Genomic DNA, 23637 nt, shown 5'->3' with positions numbered 1-23637 from the left:
CGATGAGGCCCGCTGTTGTGTGCGCCCGAACTTGGAGAGCTTGAGATGGCTGGGCTGCCTTTTGATCAGCGTGACGGTGAAATCTGGTACAACGGCGCATTCGTGCCTTGGGCGGACGCGAAGATTCATGTGCTGACCCACGGTCTGCACTACGCCAGTTGCGTATTCGAGGGCGAGCGCGCCTATGGCGGCCATGTGTTCAAGCTTGAAGAGCACACCGAGCGGTTGCATGAGTCCGGCCGTCTGCTGGGATTCACGATCCCCTACACCCCTGAGCAGATCAACGACGCGACCGTGGAACTCCTCAAGCGGATGAAGCTGGTCGACGCCTATGTCCGTCCGGTCGCCTGGCGCGGCAGCGAGATGATGGGCGTTTCCGCGCAGAACAATTCGATCAACGTGGCGATCGCCGCATGGGAATGGCCGAGCTACTTCAAGCCCGAAGAGCGGCTGAAGGGCATCCGGCTGGATCAGGCCATGTACCGCCGGCCGGATCCGATGACGGCGCCCTCGCGCTCCAAGGCCGCGGGCCTTTACATGATCTGCACGCTGTCCAAACACGCGGCCGAGGCCAAGGGCTACGCGGACGCGATGATGCTGGACTGGCGCGGTCACGTGGCCGAGGCCACCGGCGCCAACGTGTTCTTCGTCAAGGACGGCGTGATCCATACCCCGGACCCCGACTGTTTCCTCAACGGCATCACGCGGCGCACGGTGATCGATCTGGCGCGCAAGCGCGGTCTTGAAGTCATCGAGCGGACCATCCTGCCGGAGGAACTGGAAGGCTTTGAGCAGTGCTTTCTGACGGGAACGGCCGCGGAAGTAACGCCGGTGTCGGAGATCGGCCCGTGGTCCTTCCAGGTCGGCGAGATCACCAAGACCCTGATGGAAGACTATGACGCCGCCGTGCGCGCCAAGGGCGGGCTTGCGGTGGAAGCCGCCGAATAGGCGGGCATCCATTCGGCCAGTATGATCTGCAAAGGCCGCGGGCTTCGTCCCGCGGTTTTTTGTGCCTGTGGCTCAATTCTTCGGGCGCGCCGCCAGAATGCGCGGCAGGCTGTCCTCGATCCAGTCGACCAGATCCTCGAGCTTTGCGGCCGCTTCGCGGCCCAGTGGCGTCAGGTCGTATTCGACGTGCGGCGGGACAACCGGATATGACGTTCGGCGCACGAACCCGTCATCCTCAAGCCATTGCAGTGTTTGGGACAGCATCTTTTCGCTGACCCCATTGATCTTCCGGCGCAATTCGCTGAAGCGATGCGTTCCCGACAGCAGGGCCACCATGATCAGCACGCCCCACCGGCTCGTCATGCGTTTCAGCACGGCGCGCGACGGGCAATCCGACGCGAAAACCTCTCCACGATGCAGAGCCGCTGCCAGTCCGTCTGCCCGGTTTTCTGTGGCGGAAGATCCGGTGTCTGGGATTTTGAGACGTGTCGGAGCGGACATTTTCATACTAACCTTTTTGTGCGTACTTACAAAAAGTAAGTGAATGATCCAGGTTTCGCAACATCGAAACATTGAAAGGATCGGTTTGATGATAGCCGTCACGGGCGCCACGGGCCAACTTGGCCGTCATGTAATTGAGGAACTGCTCCAGCGGATGCCCGCGGGAGACATCGTTGCCGCTGTGCGCGATCCCGCGAAGGCCGCGGATTTGGCCGCCAGGGGCGTTGTCGTTCGTGAAGCGGATTATTCGCGACCGGAGACCTTGCGGCCGGCACTGCGCGGCGCCGACAAGCTGCTGCTGATCTCCTCAAGCGAAGTGGGGCAGCGCGCCAGCCAGCATCGTGCGGTAATCGATGCGGCTCTCGCCGAGAATATTGGGCTTGTCGCCTACACCAGCGTCCTGCACGCGGACACGTCGCTCCTGACCCTGGCGATTGAGCACCGGGACACGGAAGCCGCCCTGCGTGACTCGGGGTTGCCGCACGTATTGCTGCGCAACGGCTGGTACACGGAAAACTATCTTGCCGCGCTGCCGGCGGTGCTCCTCCATGGCGCGGTGATCGGCGCCGCGGGTGAGGGGCGCATCGCGTCCGCCGCGCGTCAGGATTATGCGCGGGCCGCCGCCACAGTGCTGACCAGCCCGGAGCAGCAGGCGGGCCGCGTCTATGAATTGGCGGGGGACGACAGCTATACGCTCGCGGATCTCGCGGCGGAGATTGCGGCGCAGTCCCGAAAGCCCATCGTCTACATGGATCTGTCCGAATCCGATTACACAGCCGCTTTGGTCTCGGCCGGCGTGCCGGCGGCGTTTGCGGTAATCCTGGCGCAATCGGATGTCAGCGCCTCGCAGGGCGCGCTGTTCGATGACTCGCGCGCGATGAGTACTTTGATCGGTGCGGCGACCACGCCATTGGCAACGTCGGTCGCGCATGCGCTTGCCGCCTGATCCGCGATATCGGACTTGCCGCCGGCCATCGGGCCGGCGGCTTCATCGGCGACGGTGCTCTTTTGGAAGCTGCCGCATTCAGGGGTGCTCTGGCGCCGCTTCACCGTGCTGGAACAGCTTGCCGCTTTCGGTGATGAGCACGACCACGAGCGCGATGAGGCCGGTCCCTCCGAAGCCGATCATCAGCGGCAGCACGGAGCCGTCGTACGCCTGGCCGATCATGTAGCCGATCAGCGCGCCGCCGGTGGTCGAGACAAAGCCGATGGCTGCCGATGCGGTGCCCGCAATATGGCCGAGCGGTTCCATCGCCAGCGCGTTGAAGTTCGCCATCAGGATGCCGAAGCAGAACATGCCGATGCCCATCAGCACCACGAAGGAATAGACCGTATCCAGGTGCGCGTAAGCCAGCCCCCCGTGGACCGCGAAGGCGGCGATCAGCGCCAGCAGCGCCCAATGCGACAGCGGCCGCATGCCGAGACGGCCCACGAGCTTGGCGTTCATGAACGACGAGGCCGCCACCGCCAGCGCCACCAGCGCGAAGACCAAAGGGAAGGCGTTGCCGGTGTCGTAGGTATCGACGAAAATCTGCTGGGCGGAATTGAGGAACCCGAACATCCCGCCAAACAGCAAGGTGGCGCCGAGCATGTAGCCGAGCGATACGCGGGTGGTCAGCGCCTCCGCGTAGGACGCGGCGACGGTGCGCACTGACAGCGGCCGGCGCTTGTCGACGTCCAGCGTTTCCGGCAGGCGCAGGCTGGTCCACACGAGCATGGAGACGCCGCCGAAGGTCAGCAGACCAAATATCCAGCGCCACGGGGCCATCAGGATGACCGCCTGACCGATCCCCGGACCGATCACCGGCACGATGATGAACACCATCATGGCGAGCGACATGACGCGGGCCATCTGACGGCCGCCATAGCAATCACGGATGACGGAGATGGCGACGACGCGCGGCGCGGCGCAGCCGATGCCCTGCAGCAAACGGCACAGCAGCAACCCGTCAAACGTCGTCACGAACACTGAGGCTACGCTTGCGGCCGCGTAGATGGCCAGGCCGATCAGGATGAAGGTGCGGCGGCCGAAGCGGTCGGAAAGGGGGCCGAACACCAGTTGGGCGCCGCCGAAGCCGAGCAGATAGGCGGTCAGCACCGTCTGGCTCTCGTTGACGCTGATGCCGCCGAAATCGCGGGCGATGTTGGGCAGCGCCGGCAGCATGGCGTCGATGGCCAGGGCATTCAATGCCATCAGCGCGGCGATGATCGCCACGAATTCGACAAACGACAGTCCGGGATGCGAACCGGCATCCGCCACGGTAGTACGACTCATTGCGTGAACCTTGTTGCGCCGCGGGCGGGGAGTGCGGCGATGCCGCGCCCTGGAAGGGCGTCGTCAGATGCTGGATACCGGGAATACAGCCTGCGGCCGCTGGTGTCATCCTGTGGCTGTCACCAGCGCTCGGTGGCCTCGTCGTCGCGCGCCGCCGCCTCGACCCATTCGGTCGCGGTGCCGTCCCGGCGGTGCTCCTTTTTCCAGAACGGCGCCCGGGTCTTCAGGAAGTCCATCAGAAACTCGCCGGCCGCGAAGGCCGCGCCGCGATGGGCGGAGGCCGTGACCACCAGAACGATATTGCCGCCCGGCGCGATCTTGCCGTGGCGGTGGATCACGGTGACGCCGGCCAGCGGCCAGCGGGCCACCGCATCGTCGACAATGCGGCTGATCTCGCCTTCCGCCATTCCGGGATAGTGCTCAAGCTCAAGTGCCTCAAGCGTGCCGCCTTCATCCCGGCACAGCCCGGTGAAGGAAACGACGGCGCCCACGTCCGTGCGGCCCTCGGCCAGCCGGGCGATCTCGGCGGCACTGTCGAAATCCTCTGCCTGGATGCTGATCCTGACAGGGGCTTGCGGTGCGTCGGCGCGCCGTGCGGATGCGTGAGGTTCGGATGTCATGGCGTAAGGTCCGTCGCTGTGCCGCGGCCCGCCCTGGATGGCGCGCGCGGCGGCCGGTTCAGCCGCCGGTCATCGGCGGGAACAGGGCGATCTCGCGCGGATTGCCCAGCGGCGCGTCCTGTTCCACATGCACCTGATCAAGAGCGACGCGGATGATTTCCGGCCGTTCGAAGGCGGACTCGAATTCCGGCCCGCGCGTCTTCAGCCAGCCGATCAGTTCGGCCGGTGTGGACACGCTCTCGGGCAGGTCCAGGTCTTCTTCCGCGGTTCCGATACGTTCCCGGACCCAGGCGAAATAGAGCACTTTCATCGCTGTTCCTCGATCAGATGGCTGACGCCGGCGCGAAAATAATCATACCCGGTATAAAGGGTCAGCAAGGCGGAAATCCAGAGCAGCGTCAGGCCGGTCATCGTTGTGCCCGGCAGCACCAGATCGCCGGCGGGACCGGCCAGCAGGAAGCCGAGCGCCACAAGCTGCGCCGTCGTCTTGTATTTCGCCATGGTCGTTACCGGCACGCTGACCCGCAACTCCGCCAGGAACTCCCGCAGGCCCGAGACCAGAATCTCGCGGCACAGGATGATGATCGCAGCGAGCAGTGACAAGCCGCCGATGGTGCCGTCGGAGGCAAGCAGCAGCAGGCAGGCGGCGACCAGAAGCTTGTCGGCGATCGGATCCAGCATGCGGCCCAGGGCGGACTGCTGCTTCCAGATGCGGGCCAGATAACCGTCGAAGAAATCCGTGATGGCGGCGGCGATGAAGATCGCCAGGGCGATCCAGCGTGTGGTCGTCGTTGGCCAATGGAAACACGCAGCCACAGCCGGTACGGCGAGGATACGGACATAGGTCAGGATATTGGGAACTGACAGGGCGACGGATGCGGACATCGCGACTCGATTGGAATGGGAGGAATAAGGACTGCGGTGCAAAACAAGCACGCCACCCCGCTTGCCGTCAATTCGCGAGAGCACATTCGTGAAAAACAACGGCGGTGAATCTATCCCGGCGCGCGGCCGACCCGCCGCCAGGACAGGCGATGGATGTTTCCGGACGTCGCGCGCAGGGCGTATCTCGGGCGGTCATGGGCAGGGCTGCCGCGCAGGGCTTCCGGATGCGGGCTGATCACGCGGTTTCTGTTGCGTCTTGCATGTCGTCGGACACGACATGATTGCGGCCGCGGCGCTTGGCGCGGTACAGACGCGCGTCGGCGGCGCGAAAGACCGTGTCGAGATCCGATCCGTCGGTCAACGTGCTCGAGACACCGATGCTGACGGTGATCTCGGTGCCGATGGCCTCCCCGGCGCGCAGGGCCACGGCATTGCGCAGCCGATCGGCCAGCGCCGAGGCGGCTTGTGGGGAGAGCGCGTCGCACAACACGACGAATTCCTCGCCGCCATAGCGAAACAGCTGGTCTTGCTGGCGGATCGCGCCATCTAGGATCTCGGCGATCCGCACCAGCACCGCGTCGCCGGCCGTGTGGCCGAATTCGTCGTTGATTGATTTGAAGTGATCCACGTCGATCATCAGCAGGCTGACCGGGTGCTTGTCGCGTTTGGCGTCCTCCAGCATCTGGTGCCCCACGAGATCGAAGCGGCCGCGATCCTGCACGCCGGTCAGCCCGTCGCGGCCCGTGCGCTCCAGCAGATCCTCGTAGCGCTCGCGATAGGTGAGCTTGTGGAACACGTCCTTCAGGCTTGCGTGATGCACCGGCGGGATATCGTCGCGTTCCATCCAGTGCAGATAGGCGCCCGCGAACAGGCTGAAGACGATGGCAGCGGATATTTTCGCCGCCCAGCCGCCGAACATGACCTCCCATGGCGCGCCCGATACATAGTGCAGGGCGAGGAAAAATCCGGCCTGATCGAATGTCAGCAGGGCGGCGGCGGCAATGAAGATCCGCACCGTGGGAAAGCGGCGGAGCCATTGCCCCAACCGTTCGTAGAGCAGGATGATGGCGATGGAATCGATGAACAGCAGCGCAGTGCCCCAGACCATCAGCCAGCCGATCTCATCGAGGAAGTCGATGTCCGGCAGGCGGTCGGGCACGACGTTGATCACCTCGTGATTGCGCAGAATCATGACCAGTCCGACGATCAGGAAATTGCCGATCAGCAATCCGTAGATGGGCTGGCGGACGACGGTCGCGTCTTCCTTGATGTAGAGCAGCAGGATCATCAGCAGCTTGCCCGAGAACAGCACCGTGGAGCCGGGCGAGATAATTCCGAAGGGAAGCTCGATGTAGAAAACGCTGGCGAGATAGGTTTCCAGAAAATGCATCACGCCCAGGGCGCAGAGAAACAGTCCCAGCCCGAAGCGCTTCCTGCCGTGCAGCAGCGCCGACATGACGCCGAAATAGAAAACGGCCTGCGTCAGCAGGAGCATACTGTTGGAAACAACCATTCGATTTTCTCAGCTCAGACGGGTTGCATGGCGGCGAATTGCGGCGGCGGCGCGTATTACGCGGCCGCCATGCCTTGTTCATCTGCCGGCGCCATGCGGGAGGTGGCGATGCTGCGATTCTGCGGTCTTGAAGCCGCTTTGTATAACACGGTTGTCGCCAAGCGTTGATATCGCTCAAGCGTGTGCGCGGTCCGTCGCCGCAATGTCGGGGTCTTTATCGGGGCTTTGGAGCGAGATCGCCGAGGGCTGCCAGCAGGGGGCCGATATGCGCTTCGTAGCGCTGCCAGCGTGCGACCGATGATGCGTAGATCGGTTGCCGCACCTGTTCCCTGCTGAACGTCTTGACCGCTTCCTCACCCTTGTAGAATTCCAGGCAGGCGTCTTCCCATTCGAGACCGGTATGGGCGATCAGCGCGCGGCTTTGTGCTTCCTGATCGGCGATCACGGCCTCGTAGGAATGGTCATGAACGGTGACCGGAAGCGTCTCGTGCCAGTGCGTCATCAGTTTGCGGTAGTCGCGGTAGTAGAGCCCCAGTGTCCTCTGGCTGCGATTGTACCGGTGCGATGGCTTTAGCGGTGTCGTGAAAATCGAGACACAAGTGTCCGCCGGCTCGCGCGTGCAGTGGATAAAGGTGGCGTTGGGAAACAGCAGCGCGAGGAGCCAGAGAGATTCGAAGTTGTGCGGCATCTTGTCGACGACACGCTCCGCCTTGGGTGCCAGTTGATCCAGTTGCGCCAGATACTTGCGCCCGATGCGCGTCAGGTCCCGCGTTGTCAGGGAAAGGACGTTTTTCGTGAATTCCGCCGGAGTGGCCATGCGGAACCCGAGCGCCAGGTTCTGCTGGTTGAAGAAACCGAGTTCGCCCGCCCCGGCCGCCTGTGAATGGCGGCTGATGATCTGTTCTGCGAGCGTCGTGCCCGAACGCGGCATGCCGACGACGAAGACGGGTTTGCGGGTCTCGAAGGCGGCGTCCCGGCGTTCGAGAAAGAACTCCTTGGTGAACAGGGCGCGCGCGTTGTCGACATGGGCGGCGTAGGTCTCGACGCGATAGGGCGGGTAGAAGCCTTGGTGACCTTTCTCATAGTGCTCGAACGCCCGGGACACCTCGTCCTCCTGATCGGCCATCACCGCGGCGGCGAAGTGCAGACGGCCGATTTCCCGCGCGTTGCGATGCCCGTCGGTTGCAAGCTCCCGTTCAACCGCCGGCAGGTCGTCTGCATGTTTCTCGCGTTTTCTGAGCTGCGACAACGGGATATAGGCGATCGAGCCGTCACCGGTCGGGGACTGCGTCGCGCGGCGCAGCAGCGCCTCGGCTTCCTTCGGTTCGCCAGCGGTGATGCGGAGGTCGGCCAATCCGGTCAGAGCAGCCACATGGTCCGGGCTGAGCTCGAGCGCGCGCTGGTACGACCTTTCGGCAAGCAGTGCGCGGTCCACACCTTGATATACATCTCCCAGCACGGCGTGCATGTCCGGATTTTTCGGCGCCAGCGCGATGGCCTTTCGCGCCGCGTCGATCGCCTCCTTGGTTTCCCCTGCGCGCATGTGGGCGCGGGCCAGTTCCTCGAAGACGATGGCCTTTTTCTTCGCGACCGCCGCTGCCCATTTCAGATGCTTGAGGCAGGCCGCGTCGTCACCGGCCCTGTGCGCGGTGATGCCAAGCGAGAAATTGACGCGCGCATCCCGCGGTGATTGTTCGTGCAGGGTGCGCAACAGCGGTGTCGCGTCGTCGACGCGGTTTTCCTCCAGCAGGTCGAGGGCCGCCTGGAACATGGATTCGGCTTGTTGGCTATGCATGGAACTCACTGGTTGGTCATTGGCGGTGAGCGTGCCGCTCCGCTCTGCGACTCAAGAACTTGATCCGTCCATTGAACAGGACATGACTACACCGGTTCAATGGTCCGGAGGATGATACTCCAACTCCGTTCGCATTGTCCGTCAGACGCTTCGGTTCAGGCATGTCTTATTCCCATTCACCGATCAGTCGGCGCAAGGTCGCCGAGGGCGTCGAGCAGGACTCCGATCTCATCTTTGTACCGGACCCAACGTCTGATCGACGTATTGTATATCGGCTGCCGGACTTGCTGCTGGCTGAAGGTCGCGACCGGTGAATCTCCCTTGTAGAACTCGAGGCAGGCGTCTTCCCAATCAAGGCCCGCATGGGCCAGGAGTGAACGGCTTTCGGTCTCCTGCTCGGCAATCAGCGCTTCGTAGGATTGGTCGCGGATTTTCACCGGCAGAACTGAGTGCCAATGGTCCATGAGTTTGCGATAGGCGCGGTAGTAGCGGCCGAGATCCGTCTGACTGCGGCTGTATCGATGCGCGGCACGCAGCGGCTTGCTCAGAATCGAGGCGCAGGTATCGGCGGGGTCGCGCTTCGCGTGGATGAACGTGGCTCTGGGAAACAGCAGAGCCAGCATCCAAAGCTGCTCGAAGTTGTGCGGGAATTTGTCGATGACCCGCTTTGCTTTTCCATCGATCGCGTCGAGTTTGGCAAGGTAGCGGCGGCCGATCCTGTTCAGTTCCTTCGGTTCGATGTGGGCTATGCGTTCCAGATGGGGTTCCGGTGCATCCGGCCGATACCCCAGTTCGAGCCGCGCGTTGAAGAAGAAGGACAGTTCGCCGGCAGCTTGTGCCCGGGAATGGCGGCCAAGGATTTGCTCGATCAGGGTCGTGCCGGAGCGTGGCATGCCGACGATGAAGACCGGTTTTTCCGAGGTCAGCGCGGCATCTCGCCGTTCTTCCAGAAACTGTGGCGTGACGAGTCCGATCAGTGCGTCGACAAAAGCTTCGTAGCGCGTGTGGTCGTAGGGCGGATAATGGTCCGGCCTTGCGGCTTCGAAATGGCGGAAGGCGGCAGCCGGTTCGTCGAGATCGTCCTCGATCTTGCCGGCCGCCCAGTGCAGGAGGGCCCTCGCATGCGGAGCGGGCTGTTTGTCACGTGCCAGCAAACCCTCGATTTCGTCAAGTAGCGCCGGGCGTTGCTTGAAGCGTTGCAGGTCCGCGAGCCCGGCCAGGGCGGCCGCGCTGTCCGGAGCGACTTCTCTCGTGCGCTCGAACAGGTCTCTCGCGGCTTCCAGATCACCGGATGAGCGGTATTGCTCGGCCAGGGCGAGCAATGCATCGACATGCTCGGGGGCAAGCTTCAAGGCGCGCTCATAGGCGTTCTTGGCCATGACGGGGCGGCGCAGTTCGGTATAAATGTCTCCGATTGCCACGTGCGTGTCCGGATTCGTCGCGTCGAGTGACAACGCGATTTGCGCTGACTTCAGTGCCTCCTGGAGGTGCCCGAGCTTGTATTCGACGCGAGCAAGGTGCTCGAAGATCGGCGCATGTTTCTTGCCGACGCGTGAGGCTTTGCGGAGATAGCCGAGCGCGGCGAGATTGTCGCCTGCATCGGTACACGCGATCCCCAGTGCGAAATTGACTTGCGCGTTCTTCGGCTCGCGCTGGCTGATTTCTTCGAGAATCGGTAACGCCTCGGCAGCCCGGTCGGTCTCAAGAAGAGTGAGCGCGCGGTCAAGTGCCCGGTCGCCATACATGCTTTGCCGCCTCGCGGTTTCGAACGATTGAACAGCGGTATCCTATCCACGGACGGGAGTACGTAAAGCAGTCAAATTGTCTTGTTGCACAAGGACCATAGGGATACGGAGATTGCCCGTCAGGCTACTCGTGGAAATGGTCGTATATCACCTGGGCTATGGCGCGTGAAATGCCCTCCACCGCGGTCAGATCGTCGATGCCGGCCTTGGAGACCGCCTTGGCCGTGCCGAAGTGGCGCAGCAGCGCCCGCTTGCGGCTTGGACCGATGCCGCCGACCTCGTCGAGCGGATTGGCGGAGATGTCCTTCTTGCGGCGCGCGCGGTGGGTTCCGATGGCGAAGCGGTGGGCCTCGTCGCGCAGCCGCTGGACGAAATACAGCACCGGATCGCGTTCGGGCAGCATGAAGGATGCGCGCCCCTCCTGGAAGAATTTCTCGCGGCCGGCGTCCCGGTCGGGGCCCTTGGCGATGCCCACCAGACGCACGCCGGAGAGCCCCATTTCATCGAGCGTCTCGCGCACCGCGTTGAGCTGGCCGAGGCCGCCGTCGATGAACACGAGATCGGGCCATGGCGGCATGTCGGCCGCCGTGTCGGCGGCATCCGTGCCGGCCTCATCGGCGCCGGCCAGCTCCGGCTCTTGCGCGCCGGCGGCCTCGCCCTCCACCGGCAGATCGGGCCGTCCGCCGGCGTGCTCCTTGAGCAGCCGCGCGAACCGCCGTTGCAGCACCTCGCGCATCATGCCGTAGTCGTCGCCCGGCGTGATGTCTTCCGAGCGGATGTTGAATTTCCGGTACTGGTTCTTCGCGAAGCCGTCCGGCCCGGCGACGATCATGCCGCCCACGGCGTTGGTGCCCATGATATGCGAGTTGTCGTAGACCTCGATGCGCCGCGGCGGATGCTCCAGCCCGAAGACCTGGGCCACCCCTTCCAGCAGCCGCGCCTGGCTCGAGGTTTCCGCCAGCCTGCGGCCCAGCGCCTCGCGCGCGTTGGTCACCGCGTGATCGACCAGCGCCTTTTTCTCGCCGCGCCGGGGCACAGCCACCTCGATCCGGTGCCCGGCGCGCTGGCTGAAGGCTTCCGCCAGCAACGCGCGCTCGGGGATGTCGTGGCTGAGAAGCACCAGTCTCGGGCAGGGTTTGTCGTCGTAGAACTGGGTGAGGAACGGCTCCAGCACGGCGTCCGGCTCCAGGCTCTTGTCGGCCTTGGGGTAGTAGGCGCGGTTGCCCCAGTTCTGGCCGGTGCGGAAGAAGAACACCTGAATGCACGTCTGGCCGCCGTCCTGATGCACGGCGAAAACATCGGCTTCCTCCACCGTCTGCGGATTGATGCCCTGTTGCTGCTGCACATGCGACAGGCCGGCGAGCCGGTCGCGGTAGATCGCGGCGGTCTCGAAATCGAGCGCGTTGGACGCGGTTTCCATGGCGTTGGCCAGATCGGCCTTCACGATCTGGCTCTTGCCGGACAGGAACGCCTTCGCTTCGCGAACGAGTTCGGCGTAACCCTCCATGCTGATCTCGCCGGTGCAGGGCGCCGCGCACCGTTTGATCTGATGCAGCAGGCAGGGGCGCGAGCGGTTGGCGTAGTAGCTGTCCGAGCAGTTGCGGATCAGGAAGGCCTTCTGCAGCGCGTTGATCGTGTGATTGACCGCGCCGGCCGATGCGAAGGGTCCGAAATAGGCGCCCTTGCGCTTGCGCGCGCCGCGGTGCTTGACCATCGCGGGCGCCTCGTGGTCGCCGGTGATCAGGATGTAGGGAAACGACTTGTCGTCGCGCAACAGCACGTTGAAGCGCGGCCGCAGCCGCTTGATCAGGTTGGCCTCCAGCAGCAGGGCCTCGGCCTCGGTGCGGGTAGTGACGAATTCCATCGTCACGGTTGCCTGAATCATCCGGATGATGCGGTTCGACTGGCCGCCGATGCGCGCGTAGTTGGAGACGCGCTTCTTCAGGTTGCGCGCCTTGCCGACGTACAGAACCTCACCCTGGTCATCCATCATCCGGTAGACGCCGGGCGCATTGGGCAGGCGGGTGACGAAATCGGCGATCACCGCCACGCCGCGGGGCATCGCGGCCCGCTCATCCGGGGTCGGGATGGCGTCGTCGCCGGGCTGTTCGATGCTGTCGTCGGTCATGGTCGAAAACTGGTGCTCACAGGGGCATCTGGCAAGGTCATTCCGGCATGCCCGTGACATCCGGTGTCTGCCAGGCAAGATGCTGGCCGCCGTCGAGCGCGATCATCTGCCCGGTCACCGATGGCGTCTCGGCGAGAAAGCGGATGGTGCGGCCGAATTCCGCCAGTGCCGGTCCGTGACCCAGCAGCAGATTGTCCGTCTGGCGCCGGAAATCATCCTCCGTCTGACGGGTGTTCGGCAAGGTCGGTCCGGGTCCGATGGCGTTGACGCGAATGCGCGGCGCGAGCGCCTGCGCCAGGGTGCGCGTGGCCGCCCACAACGCGGATTTCGACAGCGTGTAGGAAAAGAACTCCGGGGTCGGCTTCCACACCCGCTGGTCGACCATGTTGACGATCGAGCCGGTCATGCCGTCGGGCAGCCGTGCCGCCATCGCCTGCGCCAGAAAGCATGGCGCGCGAACATGCACCGCGTGATGGGCGTCAAACAGCTCCGGCGTCAGCGAGCCGACCGAGTCCTTTTCGAACAGGGACGCATTGTTGACCAGCAGCGTCAGCGGCGCTCCGAATGCGGAGCGCGCCGCCTCCACGAGGCCGTTCAATTGCGAGACGTCGGAAAGATCCGCGAACAGAGCCTGCGCCTGGCCGCCGGCGTCCCGGATTTCGGCGACCGTGCGCTCGGCTTCACCATGCGATGACGTTCTGGCGTGCACGCACACAGACCAGCCGTGCGCGGCGAGGTCCCTGGCGATCGCCCTGCCGATGCGTTTCGCGCCGCCTGTCACCAGCGCGGCTTTCACGGATTTGGCTTGCGCCACGGACGCGCTCCTCCCAACCGGTGCCGCGCCTCACAGTGTCCGGGCGATGGCGAAGACGACAAAAATATAGGCGAAATAGCCGCCGACCATTGCAAAACCGGCCGGCTTGCCGAGCGTGATGCGGAAGATCGCCAGCAACATCAGCAGGACCGTTGTCGCCAGCATCACCCAGATGTCGAATTCCATGATCTCCGGCGGAATTGCGATCGGCACGATGACCGCCGTTGTGCCGAGGATCGCCAGCAGATTGAAGACATTGGATCCGATGACATTGCCCAGCGCCACTGCGGAATGATTGCGCTTCACCGCCATGACGGTGGTCGCAAGCTCGGGCAGCGAGGTTCCCAGCGCGATGACCGTGAGGCCGATCGCGGTTTCCGTGACGCCCCACTGGCGGGCGATCGCGACCGCGCCCTCGATCGCCAGATGGCCGCCAACGGGAAGGCTGATCAGGCCGACGATCATCAGGAAGACAGCCAGCGGCAAACCGTCGGGAATGCTTTCGACTTCCTCCAGAAAGCCTTCCGTATCAACCGCGCTGATACTGAGTTCATTGTCACTGTCGCAGCACGGCTCCGGCGCGCAGGCCGCCAGGCCCGCCGCAATCTTGCGGTGTTTGCGGGCTTTGCGCATCTCATGCACCGAATTGTAGAGAAACAGCGCCAGCAGGCTCAGCAGGGCAATGCCCATGGGGCGCCCGAGCGGATCGAACGTGCACATGGTGATGAAAATGATCGTGACGACGGTGAGGAAAACGGCATTGCGCGTTGCGCCGCTCTGGCGGCAGCTCGTGCTTGCGAGCAGCGCGGGAACCCCCATGACCAGCAACACGTTGGCGATGTTGGAGCCGACAACGTTGCCCACCGCGATGCCGGGAGCGCCGTCGAGCGCCGCGCGCAGCGAGATCACCAGTTCCGGAGCGGATGTCCCGAATGCCACGATCGTCAGGCCGATGACCAGAGAGGGAATGCCGAGCCGCTGCGCCACCGCCACCGAGCCCCGCACCAGCACATCACCTGCGACAAGAAGAATGGTCAGGCCGCCGATGAGGCTGATGTAGTCAAGCATGCTGTCGTCGTTCCATTGTTCTTGGGTGCCGGGCGGCCGGGGACGAGCCCTATATAGGAAATCGCATGGCCGGGTGAAAGGAGCGGTAGATCTGTCAGGAGGGAACCGGATTGCGGCAGGGCCCCGGTGGGGTTAGCGGCCTCCTGAGCGGCGTCTTTCAAGATGCTTGGCAATCCGCAGGTGGCGGTAGATGGCATAGTTCATGGCGGTCAGGAATCCGTAGCGGCCGCGCAGGAAGTGGCGGCGCAGGACATAGGCCTTGAGAAAGGCCATGGGGAACTCCGTGAGGATGCGCCAGAACGGCAGCCGCACGCCGCGCGCCTCCATGTTCTCCGCCTGCATGTCGGAATAGGCGTTGAGTTTCGCAATCTCGTGGCTGAGCGATCGCACCGAGCGGTGGTGGATGCTGGTGCGCAGCCGGCCGACGCTTGTTCCTTGTGCGAGCTCCACGCGGTCATGCACCGTGCTGTCGGCGTAGCGGCCGGCGGAGCGGCGATAAAGCCGCACGGGATCGATGGTGTAGGACCAGCGGTGCGGCGCCTTCTCGCCGGGGAATTGCTCGGCGATCGGCACCCGGTAGGCGCCGCATGAGGGTGCGCCGGAGGCGAACAGGGCCCGGATCTCGGCAATCAGCGCCGGCGGACAGATCTCGTCCGCGTCGATGTTCAGAAGCCAGTCGTTGCGGCACTGGTCCTCGGCGAAACGCTTTTGCGGGCCGTACCCTTGCCAGTCGTTGTGCAGAACCCGCGCGCCAAGGGCCGCGGCGATGTCGCGGGTGTCATCGCTGGAGCCGGAATCGACGACGATGATCTCGTCGGCCAGGCCGCGAACCGCCTCAATCGTGGCGCCGATGCGGTCGGCCTCATTGAACGCGATGAGGAATATCGAGAGGGGAAGCGGGGCTGGCATCGACGCCTTTCGGAGTTGGAAGGTGGCGGGATCGGCGGTCGGCAAGGCTGGATGTGGCATGGCGCGGTATCGGGCGCAAGTCGTTCACCATTCGCTAACCCTGTCCGGAAATACCATCAAATTGTCGCTAAATTTTCTCAATTGCCACCTTTTGCGGGCACAGTTGAGGTCTAGGTATTGCGGACGGACGGCGATTGCCCGTCCGCACTGGAATACCGAGTAGGAGCGTACTATGAAACGCCTTGTCACCGGTTGCCTGATGTTCGGCGCATGTCTTGGCGTCGGACAGGCGGTTGCAGCCGATCTCCCGCAGCCCGAGGTTTCCGCTCCGGTCTACGATCCTGTGCCTCAGGAGCGCTTCTATTGGACCGGTTTCTATTTTGGTGGCAACATTGGCGCCACCTATGCCGACCGCGCGGCCAACGGCCCGGTCACCGGTGCCTTCAAATCCCAGCGCACGGGCGTCAGCGGCGGCTTTCAGGCCGGCTACAACCACATGATGTCACCGAATTTCCTGATCGGCCTGGAAGCCGATCTGGGCTTTGCCGATATCGCCAAGCGGTCCACCGCGGGCGGTGTTGCACTGCGCACAAGCAGCGACTGGAACTCCAGCCTGCGCGCGCGCGCCGGTTGGGCCTTTGACCGCTATCTGGTCTACGGTACCGCGGGTCTCGCGGTGGCCGATGTCGATTGGACGAGTGCCGGCGGATCCGACAGCACGACGGCGATCGGCTACACGGTTGGCGCCGGCGTCGAGGGTGCGGTCAGCGACCGCGTCACCGCGCGGGTGGAGTATCTCTACACCGATTACGGCAGCGAGAACTTCAATCTCGGCGGCACGGCCCTCAAGTCCGATCTGGACACGCACACGGCACGCGTCGGCTTGAACTACAAGTTCTGACGATCGCCGCGGGCGCACGAACACCAACGGCACGGACGCAGACGCGTCCGTGCCGTTTTTTATTGCGGATCCATATGGGTCTTGGCGAAGGCGGGCAGACGCGCGGCGAAATCGTCAAGCCAGGCGACGAGTTTGGGGCAGTGCGCGCGCCATTCTCCACCCAGACGCAAATCGAGATAGCCCAGTGCGCAGGCGACCGCGATCGCGCCGATGTCCAGGGTCTTGCCCAGCGCTGGCGGCATTTCCTCAAGCACGTCGAGACCGCGGGTGATCTTCTCGGCCTGGCGATCGGTCCAGGGCTGGTGCCATTTCTCTTCCGGCCGGAAACGCTTCTCGTAGACGCACAACAGCGCGGCATCCAGGATGCCGTCGGCAAGCGCCTGCATGCGCAGGGCCTCATACCGGCGCGGCCCGTTCGGGATCACGATGCCGCCGCCCGCCAGATGGTCGAGATATTCCACGATGACGCGTGAATCGTAGAACGCCTCGCCGTCCTCGTTGATCAGCACGGGGATCTTTCCCAGCGGATTCTGCTGGCGCAGGGTATCGTTGGGATCGATCGTGTCGGCGTTCTGGGAGTCGATCTGGTCATAGAGGCCGACGACCGCGGCGGCCAGTTTCACTTTGCGTCCGAAAGGCGAGGCAGGCGAGCTGCGTAGAACGAGCATACGGTTTCTCCCTGGAGCATGATCCGGCCGAAGCCGTGTTGAGCGGCGGACGCATGCTTGTGCGTGACGTGAGGAACGGCGCATCAGCGCGTGGACCGGATGCCGCTCCCAATGGCCGCACCACTCTGCCGTTCCGGACCGCAAGTGCAAGAGGCTGCGCGCCGGTCTGCCGGTTTTCCTTGATTCCCAAGTGACCGGATTTCTCTGAATGTCCGGGCGGATCCGCTGTGTCGATGCACGCGGGTCTTGAGAATGTCTGACGCGCCTCGCTCAAGTTTTACACAAATGTCCGTTTTATTTTCTGCGTATTTTTGCGAGTGCCGTAATCGGGGTTTAAGCCGCGCCATTTACAGTGGAGGCTGGAGTGGCGAGAGACGACGTTTGCGTATGTATGCTTTGGCGATCAGGAATTGTGCCGGGATAGCGGGAACGCTGTTCAAGTCGCTGCTTTTGGCGGCGATCTTCTACGTGTGCTCCGCCGACCAGTTTTCCCCGATCAGGCCCGAGATTGTCGATGTTGCGCTGCTGCGCTACCGCGCCGCCGTCGACACAACGCTGCGCGGCAAGCTGGACATGGGTGGTCTCGACAAGAAGATCGTCCTCATCGTGGCCGATCTTGATCCGCGGGTGCACTTGGCTGCCGTGCGGTCCGATCTGGAATACGAAGTGCACATGGCCTTCGACCAGGGATTTAACGCCACCCGCTAGAGCGTGGGCGGTTTGCGCGAAAGGTCCGGGATCCGGGTTGCCGGTGTTCAGGGGCGAACGGTGCGGCACCAGGTGTCGTGCACATACCAGCGGTCGCGCCCGGCAACGCAGACCTCGACATTCCAGCCGATACCGGCGAACGCCTGATATTCCTCGATCATGTAGTAGAGCTTGCGGTGGCGGAGGCGCGCGCCTTCCTGCGTCTCGGCGCTGGCGCGGCAGTAGCGCCGGGCGAGCGGGCTGGGACGGTCCTTGAGAAATCCGGTCTGGGAGCCGGGACCCAGCGATTTGATCGAGAAGTCGCGCCGATAGTCGGGATCCGCGCGTTCGATGGTGCGCAGCACGGCGGCGCGGATCGGGGCGGCGTCGCAGGCCGGCAGCCGCGCGCGATCGGTCTGTCCTGCGCCGGGCTTGTTCCAGTCGAAATAGACATCGGCCGCGGCGGGGGCGCTCGTGGCGAGAGCCAGCGCAAGCATGATCGTTGCGAGACGGATCGGCATGACGGCCACCTTCGCTGTTGACCGCGGGCGCATGTCCGCGCGGTCGTCGTGTTCATGAGCAACCGGCGCGCGACGGGATCATATCGCCGTGGCGCGCCGGTCAGGATGATCTGCGGATCAGGCGGCGTCGCCTTCCACCACCTGCAGTTCCACGGCTTTCGGTCCCTTGCCGCGCCGGTCCGGCTCGGTTTCGAACGAAATCCGCTGGCCGCTGTCCAGTCCGGTGAGGCCCGAGCGTTCCACCGCCGAGATGTGGACGAAAACATCCGTCTCGCCGCTGTCCGGTGTAATGAAGCCGAACCCCTTGTCGCCCTTGAAGAACTTTACGGTACCCAGTTGACGGGGGCCGCGTTCTTCCTGGCTCGCGGGCGGATCTCCCGCCGGCGCGCGCGGGGCGGCGGGCCGTGGCGAAACATCGCCGCGGGGACCGCCGCCATCGTGGCGGCTATCGGGTCTGCTGTCAGCCCGGGCAGGGGCGCGCGGACCGCCGTTGTAGTCCTGCCCGCGTCCGAAGTCCCCCGTGTAGAGGGGAACGCCGAAGTCTTCGGGTACACCAAATTCCGGTGTGTCGCCGAACTCCTTCGAGCCGCGGCCGTGTCGCCGTCCACGGTGCTTGCGGTTCGAATGATCCTCTCTCACGTCGTAATCGTCGTCGTCGTCTTTCCCGCGCCAATCGGGCATCACAATTCTCGCCTCTATTCACTTTTCTGTCGCATCCGCGATCCATAGCCTTCCGCTCCCGGATCGCTCGACCGTCAACCAATGCGTGTCGTCTCGCAGCATGCGCCGCGGTTTCGCGCCGCGCACCTGTTGACCCGACAACCCGTGCCCGGATCGTCTTGTTCGTTCCCGTTCGCTTCCGGATGGCGGGATCCTGCCATTCGTCTGCGGCCTGCATACCGGAATTTGGCTCTTCGAATGGCTGAATTCCGCAGATCTGATCGGACACCCATCCATCATAAGAAAAGTCTTGGCCAATGGGCAAGTCTTACATTGCGTTTGTCGTCGATGCCCAGTGTAAGGCGCGTCGCGGGACTTGTCCCGGCGGAAATATTATTTGGTGCGTTAATCGTTAGTCCTGTGACCTGCGTCCGCGCGGGAATAGTTTTCCGGCTTTCCATTTAAGGCAGGCGGCGCGCCGCCGTTCCCCGCCGCCATTAACCGCGCTGGCAGCAAGATACTGAACAGTTTGAATGAAGCTGTTAAGCCTTTGTTAGTGACGTTTTTGACTTCGGCATTTGACGCGAAAAGGCGGCTTGGCATGGTTTCGTTGGATGATGGTATTGGATTGTTCGTTCTTGTTGGCATGGGCATTGGCGCATTCAGCACCATCGACCGGCCGGTCGTTGCGGGTGGATCGCCCGAAGCGCTCTACGCCCAGGCACAACTGGACGGCGGGATTGACGTGGCGCGCGACTGGGTGTGGCCGGTGATCAGCGCCTTCGATCCGCAGGAGGCTCTGCGGCCCGCGAGCATGTTGCCGATGGTCGCGGAGAAGATGAGGCGCGCGATCCGTTGATCCCGTGTTGTTGGCGCCTGTGACGGTTTCGGTGGGGGCCGGAATGTCTTATACCAACGGCACCAATTATTGACTCCTTTGACCGCGTTCGCGCGTCGTCTGGCAAGGAGCGGTTCGCAGGGCGATGCGGGGCATCGTTCAAGAATCGCGACACTGTCCAGTCGGCGCGCGAACGCGGCCTTCGGTGGGCTGGTCCGGCCCGCCGGCGGCGTTGCGCCGCTTGCCCGACCGGGCGGGTCGCGCTGCGCGACGCGCCTTGCCGGACGAACCGGACCAGCCCATCAAAGGGGTCAGTAATTGGCGCCGATGGTATAATGTAGGGCTATCCCTCTGTTTCTCGTTAGGCGCCCATGACCCAACTCAAGGCTATGATCATCCCCGTTACAGCCTTCGCGCAAAATTGCACGATGCTGTGGAATCCCGAGACCAACGCCGGCGTGATCATCGATCCCGGCGGCGATGTCGAGCAGATCCGCGCGGCGATCGAGGCGGAAGGGGTGACGATCGAGCGTATCCTGCTGACCCACGGGCATCTTGATCATGTCGGCGGCGCGGCGGATCTGGCGCAGGCCCTCGGCGTCCCGGTGGAAGGGCCGCATGAGGCGGACAGGCCGCTGATCGCGCAGGTGGCCGAGCAGGGCCTGAAATACGGCATCCCGGGGCTCAAGCCTGTCACGCCCGACCGTTGGCTTGAGGAAGGGGACACGGTGGAGATCGCCGGCAAGACCTTCGAGGTGCTGCATTGCCCGGGCCATGCGCCGGGACATGTGGTGTTCGTCGACCGGGAAGGGCGCTTCGCGATCGTCGGTGATGTGTTGTTCAAGGGATCGGTCGGCCGGACGGACCTTCCGGGCGGTGATCATCCCACGCTGATGCGCTCGATCCACGAGAAGCTTCTGCCGCTTGGGGACGACGTGACGTTCCTGTGCGGACACGGCCCGCATTCCACCATCGGCGAAGAGCGGCGCAGCAACCCGTTCCTGCAGGACTGATTTCAGCCGGTCAGCACTTGGGCGCGCCCTTCACCGGCGCGCCCTTGATGACGATGCGCACCGGCGCCCAGCCGGCGCGCTTGAAATCCAGCTCCCTCGCCGCCCGGCGCGTCACGTCGATGATCCGTCCCCGGATGAAGGGACCGCGATCGTTGATCCGTACGCTGACCGTGCGTCCGTTGCGCAAATTGGTCACAAGCACCTGGGTGCCGAAGGGCAGGGTGCGGTGCGCGGCGGTCATGGCTTCGGGGTTGGCGCGTTCGCCGCTGGCGGTCTTCGTCGTGAACTCGTACCACGACGCCTTGCCGCAGGTATCCATGGCGCGGGCTGAATGCGGCGTCAAGGCCGCAAGCAATGCCCCGCAAGGATCAAGGCCCGAGGCCCCGGGCGGTAACCTGCCGTGCGTGTCATGACTCCCGTGCTCCGTTTGCACCCTCGCGCCGGACGCGCCCGAAACGGGGCGCACCGATCGTCCAGGGCGCGTCCCTACTGCATCAGCTCCCATTCCACGTGGACGCTGACGCTCAGCGTTTCCTCGCCGACCTCCACCGGAACCGGCGCGGCTTCCATCGCCTTCATGGCCATGGCGCGCGGCGCCGGGCTGTAGCCGTTGGTCTCGGAAATCGTGCGGATGCGGCCCAGCGAGGCGTTGGCGGCGGCGGCGTAGAGCTCGGCCTTGCGCCGTGCGTCCTCGATGGCCATCGTGCGCGCCGCGTCCAGTTTCTCGTCGGCGTTGGAGACCACGAAGGAAATCCCGCCGATGGAATTCGCTCCATTGGTGACCATGCCGTCGAGCAGCGTGCCGAGGCTGGCCAGATCGCGCACGCGGATGGTCAGGCCGTTGTTGACCCGGTAGCCGACGATTTCCGGGGAGTCCAGCTCGAGCTCGCGGGCCGGCCGGTTGCTGTAGCGCGGCGAGACGGAGAAACCGCTGGTCTGGATGTCCTTGCCGGCGATGCCCGCGTGCCGAATGGCGCTGATCACGTTGTTCATGGCGCGCGAGTTAGCCACCAGGGCGTCGCTCGCGGTACGCGCCTCGCTGACGACCCCCGAAGTGACCACCGCGAGATCGGCCGCCGCCGTGATGCGGCCGGTGCCCGACAGGCTGATGGTCGCCTGACTCGGCGTCGGCTCCATTCCGTCCGCCCGGGCGGGCTGCGCCAGGAGCAGCGGTGCCGAGGCGAGCGCGAGGACGAGCAGGGCGGCGGGAAGCCGGCGTGAAACGGTCATGGTGTGTGTCCAGTCGAATCGTTGTGCGTTCGGTACGTGTGCCAGCTTATCGCAAGCGCCCGGGAGTCCGGGCAAGCCCGTGGCGAAATCGCCATGTCATCCGGCGCCAAGATTTTCGCGCATTGCGGCGGTGGTGAGGCGCGCTCAGCTTTTTTCCTGCGTATGGCGTTCGCCGGCCGCATGCCGCACGACCGGTTGGCCCACGTTGCCGTCCGCCGACAGCAGCACCGCGATCGGTCGGCTTGCCGGGAACTGGGCGCAGACGATGATGATGATCACCGTCAGCGGCACGCAGAGCACCATGCCGGTAACGCCCCAGACGGTGCCCCAGAAAGCCAGCATCAGCATGATGACCAGCGGGGAGATGTTGAGGCTGGTTCCCATCAGCCGCGGCTCGATCAGGCTGCCGATGGTGAACTGCACGATGCTGAGCCCGATGGCGATGGCGACGAAGGGACCCAGCGTATCGAAGAACACCAGCGCCAGCAGGCTCGGGAAGATCACCGCGATCAGCGAACCGATGGTCGGAATATAGTTGAGCAGGAAGGCGATGAACCCGAAGAGCGCCGGGTAGGGCAGTCCGGCGGCCACGAGGATCGCGCTGGTCACCAGCCCCGTGGTGATGCTGACGGCGGTCTTGATGCCGACGTAGTGGCGCACCCGTCCGGCGATCTCGCTGCGCATGGCGGTCGCCAGGTCGAGCTGGGCCCTGTCGGCGAAGAGCGCGGCCAGCTTGCGGTCGAAGGTGGTCTGCTCGATCAGCAGGAAGAGCACATAGATGAACATCAGCGAGGCGGAACCAGCGATGGTGGTGACGGCGGCAGCGGCGGCCGAGACGAAGCGCGACAGGATGTCGTCGGGCAGCAGCTCGCGGAAGTCGATCGTCTTCTCCAGCCCCACCGTGTGCGACAGCGAGGCCGCCAGTTCCTCCAGCCGCGCCTGGTAGGCGGGCGCGTCCGAGGCCAGCCGGGCGACGTTGGCCGTCACCATGTTGATGAAGAACACCGACGCGGAGACGATGATGACCAGCGCAAGCGGCAAGGCGATCCAGCGCGGCAGCGACAGCCGGCGCGACAGCCTGCCTCCGGCGAGCGGCAGCGCCTGAAGCCCGCGCGCCAGCGTGTCGATCATGTACCACACGATCAGCGCGATGACGAAGGGGATCAGCATCGAGCTGCCCACCACCAGCAGCCAGCCGATCAGCGTGACCAGCACCAGCGCGGCCGTGGCATTGAGCAAGGGGTTGTTCATCGGCATGCGGTCCGTTTCCGGTGGGCCTGCCCGCATGGAATCGCGGCAGGCGACGTTGGCAGACTATCGTTCGCCAACTTTGGCCGCCCGGTCAATCGCGCGTGGGCGGTGGCGTGCGTCAACGCCAGGACACGGCCTCTCGGCCCCCGTCATCAATGTCGGCGTTACGAGTGTGCGCAACTCCGCCCCCTCTACTTGTGCCTTCGCCGCCCGGTGGTATAGGAAGGGCTGTGCGAAGTGACAGGGCCTGTAGCTCAATTGGTTAGAGCCGACCGCTCATAACGGTCTGGTTGCAGGTTCGAGTCCTGCCGGGCCCACCATTCCGTCCCGCGGCGCGAACCTCATGGCTCAGGACGATGTTGCCGATCATCAGGATGCCCGACGGCGCTCGGGAGACGGTGAGATCTGTCTGCCGGACGGAGTCCGGAAGCCGCGCCTCGACGCCGGAGCGCTTGTTCTGGACCCGAACATGGGCGAGGTCCGGGTCGGGCCCTTTGTCGGACACCGGCGAAATCGTGGCGGAACCCGTGCTGGAGCTGGATTCGATGTGGATCAGCCCGGCGGGGCCGGTCACACCGCCCTCGATCGTACGCGTCACCGAGTTTTCCACCGCCTCTGCGGTTGCGCATCTTGTTCGTCGCAGGCGGCGGTCAACAGCAGGCCGGTG

General features: G+C 64.3%; 24 protein-coding genes and 1 tRNA gene. 7 read left to right on the top strand and 18 right to left on the bottom strand.

The genetic code is table 11. The features are described 5' to 3' along the window. Positions 1-45 precede the first annotated feature (45 nt). Positions 46-948, top strand: a complete 903-nt coding sequence (locus tag D1F64_RS17280; RefSeq protein ID WP_117413426.1) for a branched-chain amino acid aminotransferase — start codon at positions 46-48, stop codon at positions 946-948. A 72-nt stretch (positions 949-1020) separates the two neighbouring features. Here D1F64_RS17280 and D1F64_RS17275 read toward each other — a convergent pair whose 3' ends face one another. Next, positions 1021-1449 (bottom strand): helix-turn-helix domain-containing protein, encoded by a 429-nt coding sequence (locus tag D1F64_RS17275; RefSeq protein WP_117414686.1) that lies wholly within the window; start codon positions 1447-1449, stop codon positions 1021-1023. Positions 1450-1537: 88 nt separating this feature from the next. On the opposite strand from D1F64_RS17275, the gene D1F64_RS17270 reads away from it, so the two are divergent. Next, positions 1538-2395 (top strand): SDR family oxidoreductase, encoded by an 858-nt coding sequence (locus D1F64_RS17270; protein ID WP_117413425.1) that lies wholly within the window; start codon positions 1538-1540, stop codon positions 2393-2395. A 78-nt stretch (positions 2396-2473) separates the two neighbouring features. Here D1F64_RS17270 and D1F64_RS17265 read toward each other — a convergent pair whose 3' ends face one another. The 11 genes from D1F64_RS17265 to D1F64_RS17215 form a co-directional block, all read right to left on the bottom strand. Next, positions 2474-3724 carry a multidrug effflux MFS transporter gene (locus D1F64_RS17265; RefSeq protein ID WP_117413424.1) on the bottom strand — a complete coding sequence of 417 codons (1251 nt, stop codon included), beginning with the start codon at positions 3722-3724 and terminating at the stop codon, positions 2474-2476. A gap of 119 nt (positions 3725-3843) precedes the next feature. Further along, positions 3844-4344 carry a molybdenum cofactor biosynthesis protein MoaE gene (locus D1F64_RS17260; RefSeq protein ID WP_117413423.1) on the bottom strand — a complete coding sequence of 167 codons (501 nt, stop codon included), beginning with the start codon at positions 4342-4344 and terminating at the stop codon, positions 3844-3846. 58 nt (positions 4345-4402) lie between these two features. Continuing rightward, positions 4403-4654 carry a molybdopterin converting factor subunit 1 gene (moaD, locus tag D1F64_RS17255; RefSeq protein ID WP_117413422.1) on the bottom strand — a complete coding sequence of 84 codons (252 nt, stop codon included), beginning with the start codon at positions 4652-4654 and terminating at the stop codon, positions 4403-4405. After that, on the bottom strand, positions 4651-5229 hold the full coding sequence (pgsA, locus tag D1F64_RS17250) for a CDP-diacylglycerol--glycerol-3-phosphate 3-phosphatidyltransferase (protein ID WP_117413421.1): 579 nt from the start codon (positions 5227-5229) through the stop codon (positions 4651-4653). The genes moaD and pgsA overlap by 4 nt, the downstream gene beginning before the upstream one ends. A 235-nt stretch (positions 5230-5464) precedes the next feature. Further along, entirely contained in the window at positions 5465-6742 is a 1278-nt protein-coding gene (locus D1F64_RS17245; protein ID WP_117413420.1) for a GGDEF domain-containing protein, read from the bottom strand. A 214-nt stretch (positions 6743-6956) separates the two neighbouring features. Further along, positions 6957-8537 (bottom strand): sulfotransferase, encoded by a 1581-nt coding sequence (locus tag D1F64_RS17240; RefSeq protein WP_117413419.1) that lies wholly within the window; start codon positions 8535-8537, stop codon positions 6957-6959. Positions 8538-8713: 176 nt separating this feature from the next. Next, the gene (locus D1F64_RS17235; RefSeq protein WP_117413418.1) at positions 8714-10282 is read right to left on the bottom strand and encodes a sulfotransferase; all 1569 of its coding nucleotides are present in this window, start codon (positions 10280-10282) and stop codon (positions 8714-8716) included. Positions 10283-10406: 124 nt separating this feature from the next. Continuing rightward, positions 10407-12410 carry an excinuclease ABC subunit UvrC gene (gene uvrC, locus D1F64_RS17230; RefSeq protein WP_117413417.1) on the bottom strand — a complete coding sequence of 668 codons (2004 nt, stop codon included), beginning with the start codon at positions 12408-12410 and terminating at the stop codon, positions 10407-10409. A gap of 37 nt (positions 12411-12447) precedes the next feature. Then, positions 12448-13224: an SDR family oxidoreductase gene (locus D1F64_RS17225; protein ID WP_117413416.1), complete on the bottom strand. Its 777-nt coding sequence runs from the start codon at positions 13222-13224 to the stop codon at positions 12448-12450. Positions 13225-13254: 30 nt separating this feature from the next. Next, the gene (locus D1F64_RS17220) at positions 13255-14292 is read right to left on the bottom strand and encodes a calcium/sodium antiporter (protein WP_117413415.1); all 1038 of its coding nucleotides are present in this window, start codon (positions 14290-14292) and stop codon (positions 13255-13257) included. 132 nt (positions 14293-14424) lie between these two features. Then, the gene (locus tag D1F64_RS17215; RefSeq protein WP_117414685.1) at positions 14425-15201 is read right to left on the bottom strand and encodes a glycosyltransferase family 2 protein; all 777 of its coding nucleotides are present in this window, start codon (positions 15199-15201) and stop codon (positions 14425-14427) included. 232 nt (positions 15202-15433) lie between these two features. On the opposite strand from D1F64_RS17215, the gene D1F64_RS17210 reads away from it, so the two are divergent. Then, a complete protein-coding gene (locus D1F64_RS17210) occupies positions 15434-16102 on the top strand; it encodes an outer membrane protein (protein WP_117413414.1) in 669 nt (222 codons plus the stop codon). A 59-nt stretch (positions 16103-16161) separates the two neighbouring features. Here D1F64_RS17210 and D1F64_RS17205 read toward each other — a convergent pair whose 3' ends face one another. Beyond that, a complete protein-coding gene (locus D1F64_RS17205) occupies positions 16162-16770 on the bottom strand; it encodes a glutathione S-transferase family protein (protein WP_117413413.1) in 609 nt (202 codons plus the stop codon). 387 nt (positions 16771-17157) lie between these two features. Here D1F64_RS17205 and D1F64_RS17200 point away from each other — a divergent pair, with 387 nt between their 5' ends. Then, the gene (locus D1F64_RS17200) at positions 17158-17478 is read left to right on the top strand and encodes a hypothetical protein (protein ID WP_117413412.1); all 321 of its coding nucleotides are present in this window, start codon (positions 17158-17160) and stop codon (positions 17476-17478) included. A 47-nt stretch (positions 17479-17525) separates the two neighbouring features. On the opposite strand, the gene D1F64_RS17195 is transcribed toward D1F64_RS17200, so the two are convergent. Then, on the bottom strand, positions 17526-17978 hold the full coding sequence (locus D1F64_RS17195; protein WP_117413411.1) for a cytoplasmic protein: 453 nt from the start codon (positions 17976-17978) through the stop codon (positions 17526-17528). A gap of 117 nt (positions 17979-18095) precedes the next feature. After that, the gene (locus D1F64_RS25255; RefSeq protein ID WP_205470516.1) at positions 18096-18659 is read right to left on the bottom strand and encodes a cold-shock protein; all 564 of its coding nucleotides are present in this window, start codon (positions 18657-18659) and stop codon (positions 18096-18098) included. A 508-nt stretch (positions 18660-19167) separates the two neighbouring features. Between D1F64_RS25255 and D1F64_RS17185 the strand changes: the two genes are divergently transcribed. Further along, positions 19168-19497, top strand: a complete 330-nt coding sequence (locus D1F64_RS17185) for a hypothetical protein (RefSeq protein WP_162901623.1) — start codon at positions 19168-19170, stop codon at positions 19495-19497. A gap of 350 nt (positions 19498-19847) precedes the next feature. Beyond that, entirely contained in the window at positions 19848-20489 is a 642-nt protein-coding gene (locus tag D1F64_RS17180) for an MBL fold metallo-hydrolase (RefSeq protein WP_117413409.1), read from the top strand. Positions 20490-20499: 10 nt separating this feature from the next. Here D1F64_RS17180 and D1F64_RS17175 read toward each other — a convergent pair whose 3' ends face one another. From D1F64_RS17175 to D1F64_RS17165, 3 genes are all read right to left on the bottom strand, one after another. After that, on the bottom strand, positions 20500-20808 hold the full coding sequence (locus D1F64_RS17175) for a septal ring lytic transglycosylase RlpA family protein (RefSeq protein WP_117413408.1): 309 nt from the start codon (positions 20806-20808) through the stop codon (positions 20500-20502). 167 nt (positions 20809-20975) lie between these two features. Beyond that, positions 20976-21719: an SIMPL domain-containing protein gene (locus D1F64_RS17170; protein WP_117413407.1), complete on the bottom strand. Its 744-nt coding sequence runs from the start codon at positions 21717-21719 to the stop codon at positions 20976-20978. 144 nt (positions 21720-21863) lie between these two features. Then, positions 21864-22976: an AI-2E family transporter gene (locus tag D1F64_RS17165; RefSeq protein WP_205470515.1), complete on the bottom strand. Its 1113-nt coding sequence runs from the start codon at positions 22974-22976 to the stop codon at positions 21864-21866. Positions 22977-23213: 237 nt separating this feature from the next. Between D1F64_RS17165 and D1F64_RS17160 the strand changes: the two genes are divergently transcribed. Next, positions 23214-23290 (top strand) — tRNA-Ile (locus D1F64_RS17160). The last annotated feature ends 347 nt before the right edge of the window (positions 23291-23637 follow it).

The sequence above is a fragment of the Breoghania sp. L-A4 genome (genome assembly GCF_003432385.1).
Classification (GTDB): domain Bacteria; phylum Pseudomonadota; class Alphaproteobacteria; order Rhizobiales; family Stappiaceae; genus Breoghania.
Note: the sequence above shows the minus strand (reverse complement) of the source record. Positions and strands in the feature narration are given on the sequence as shown.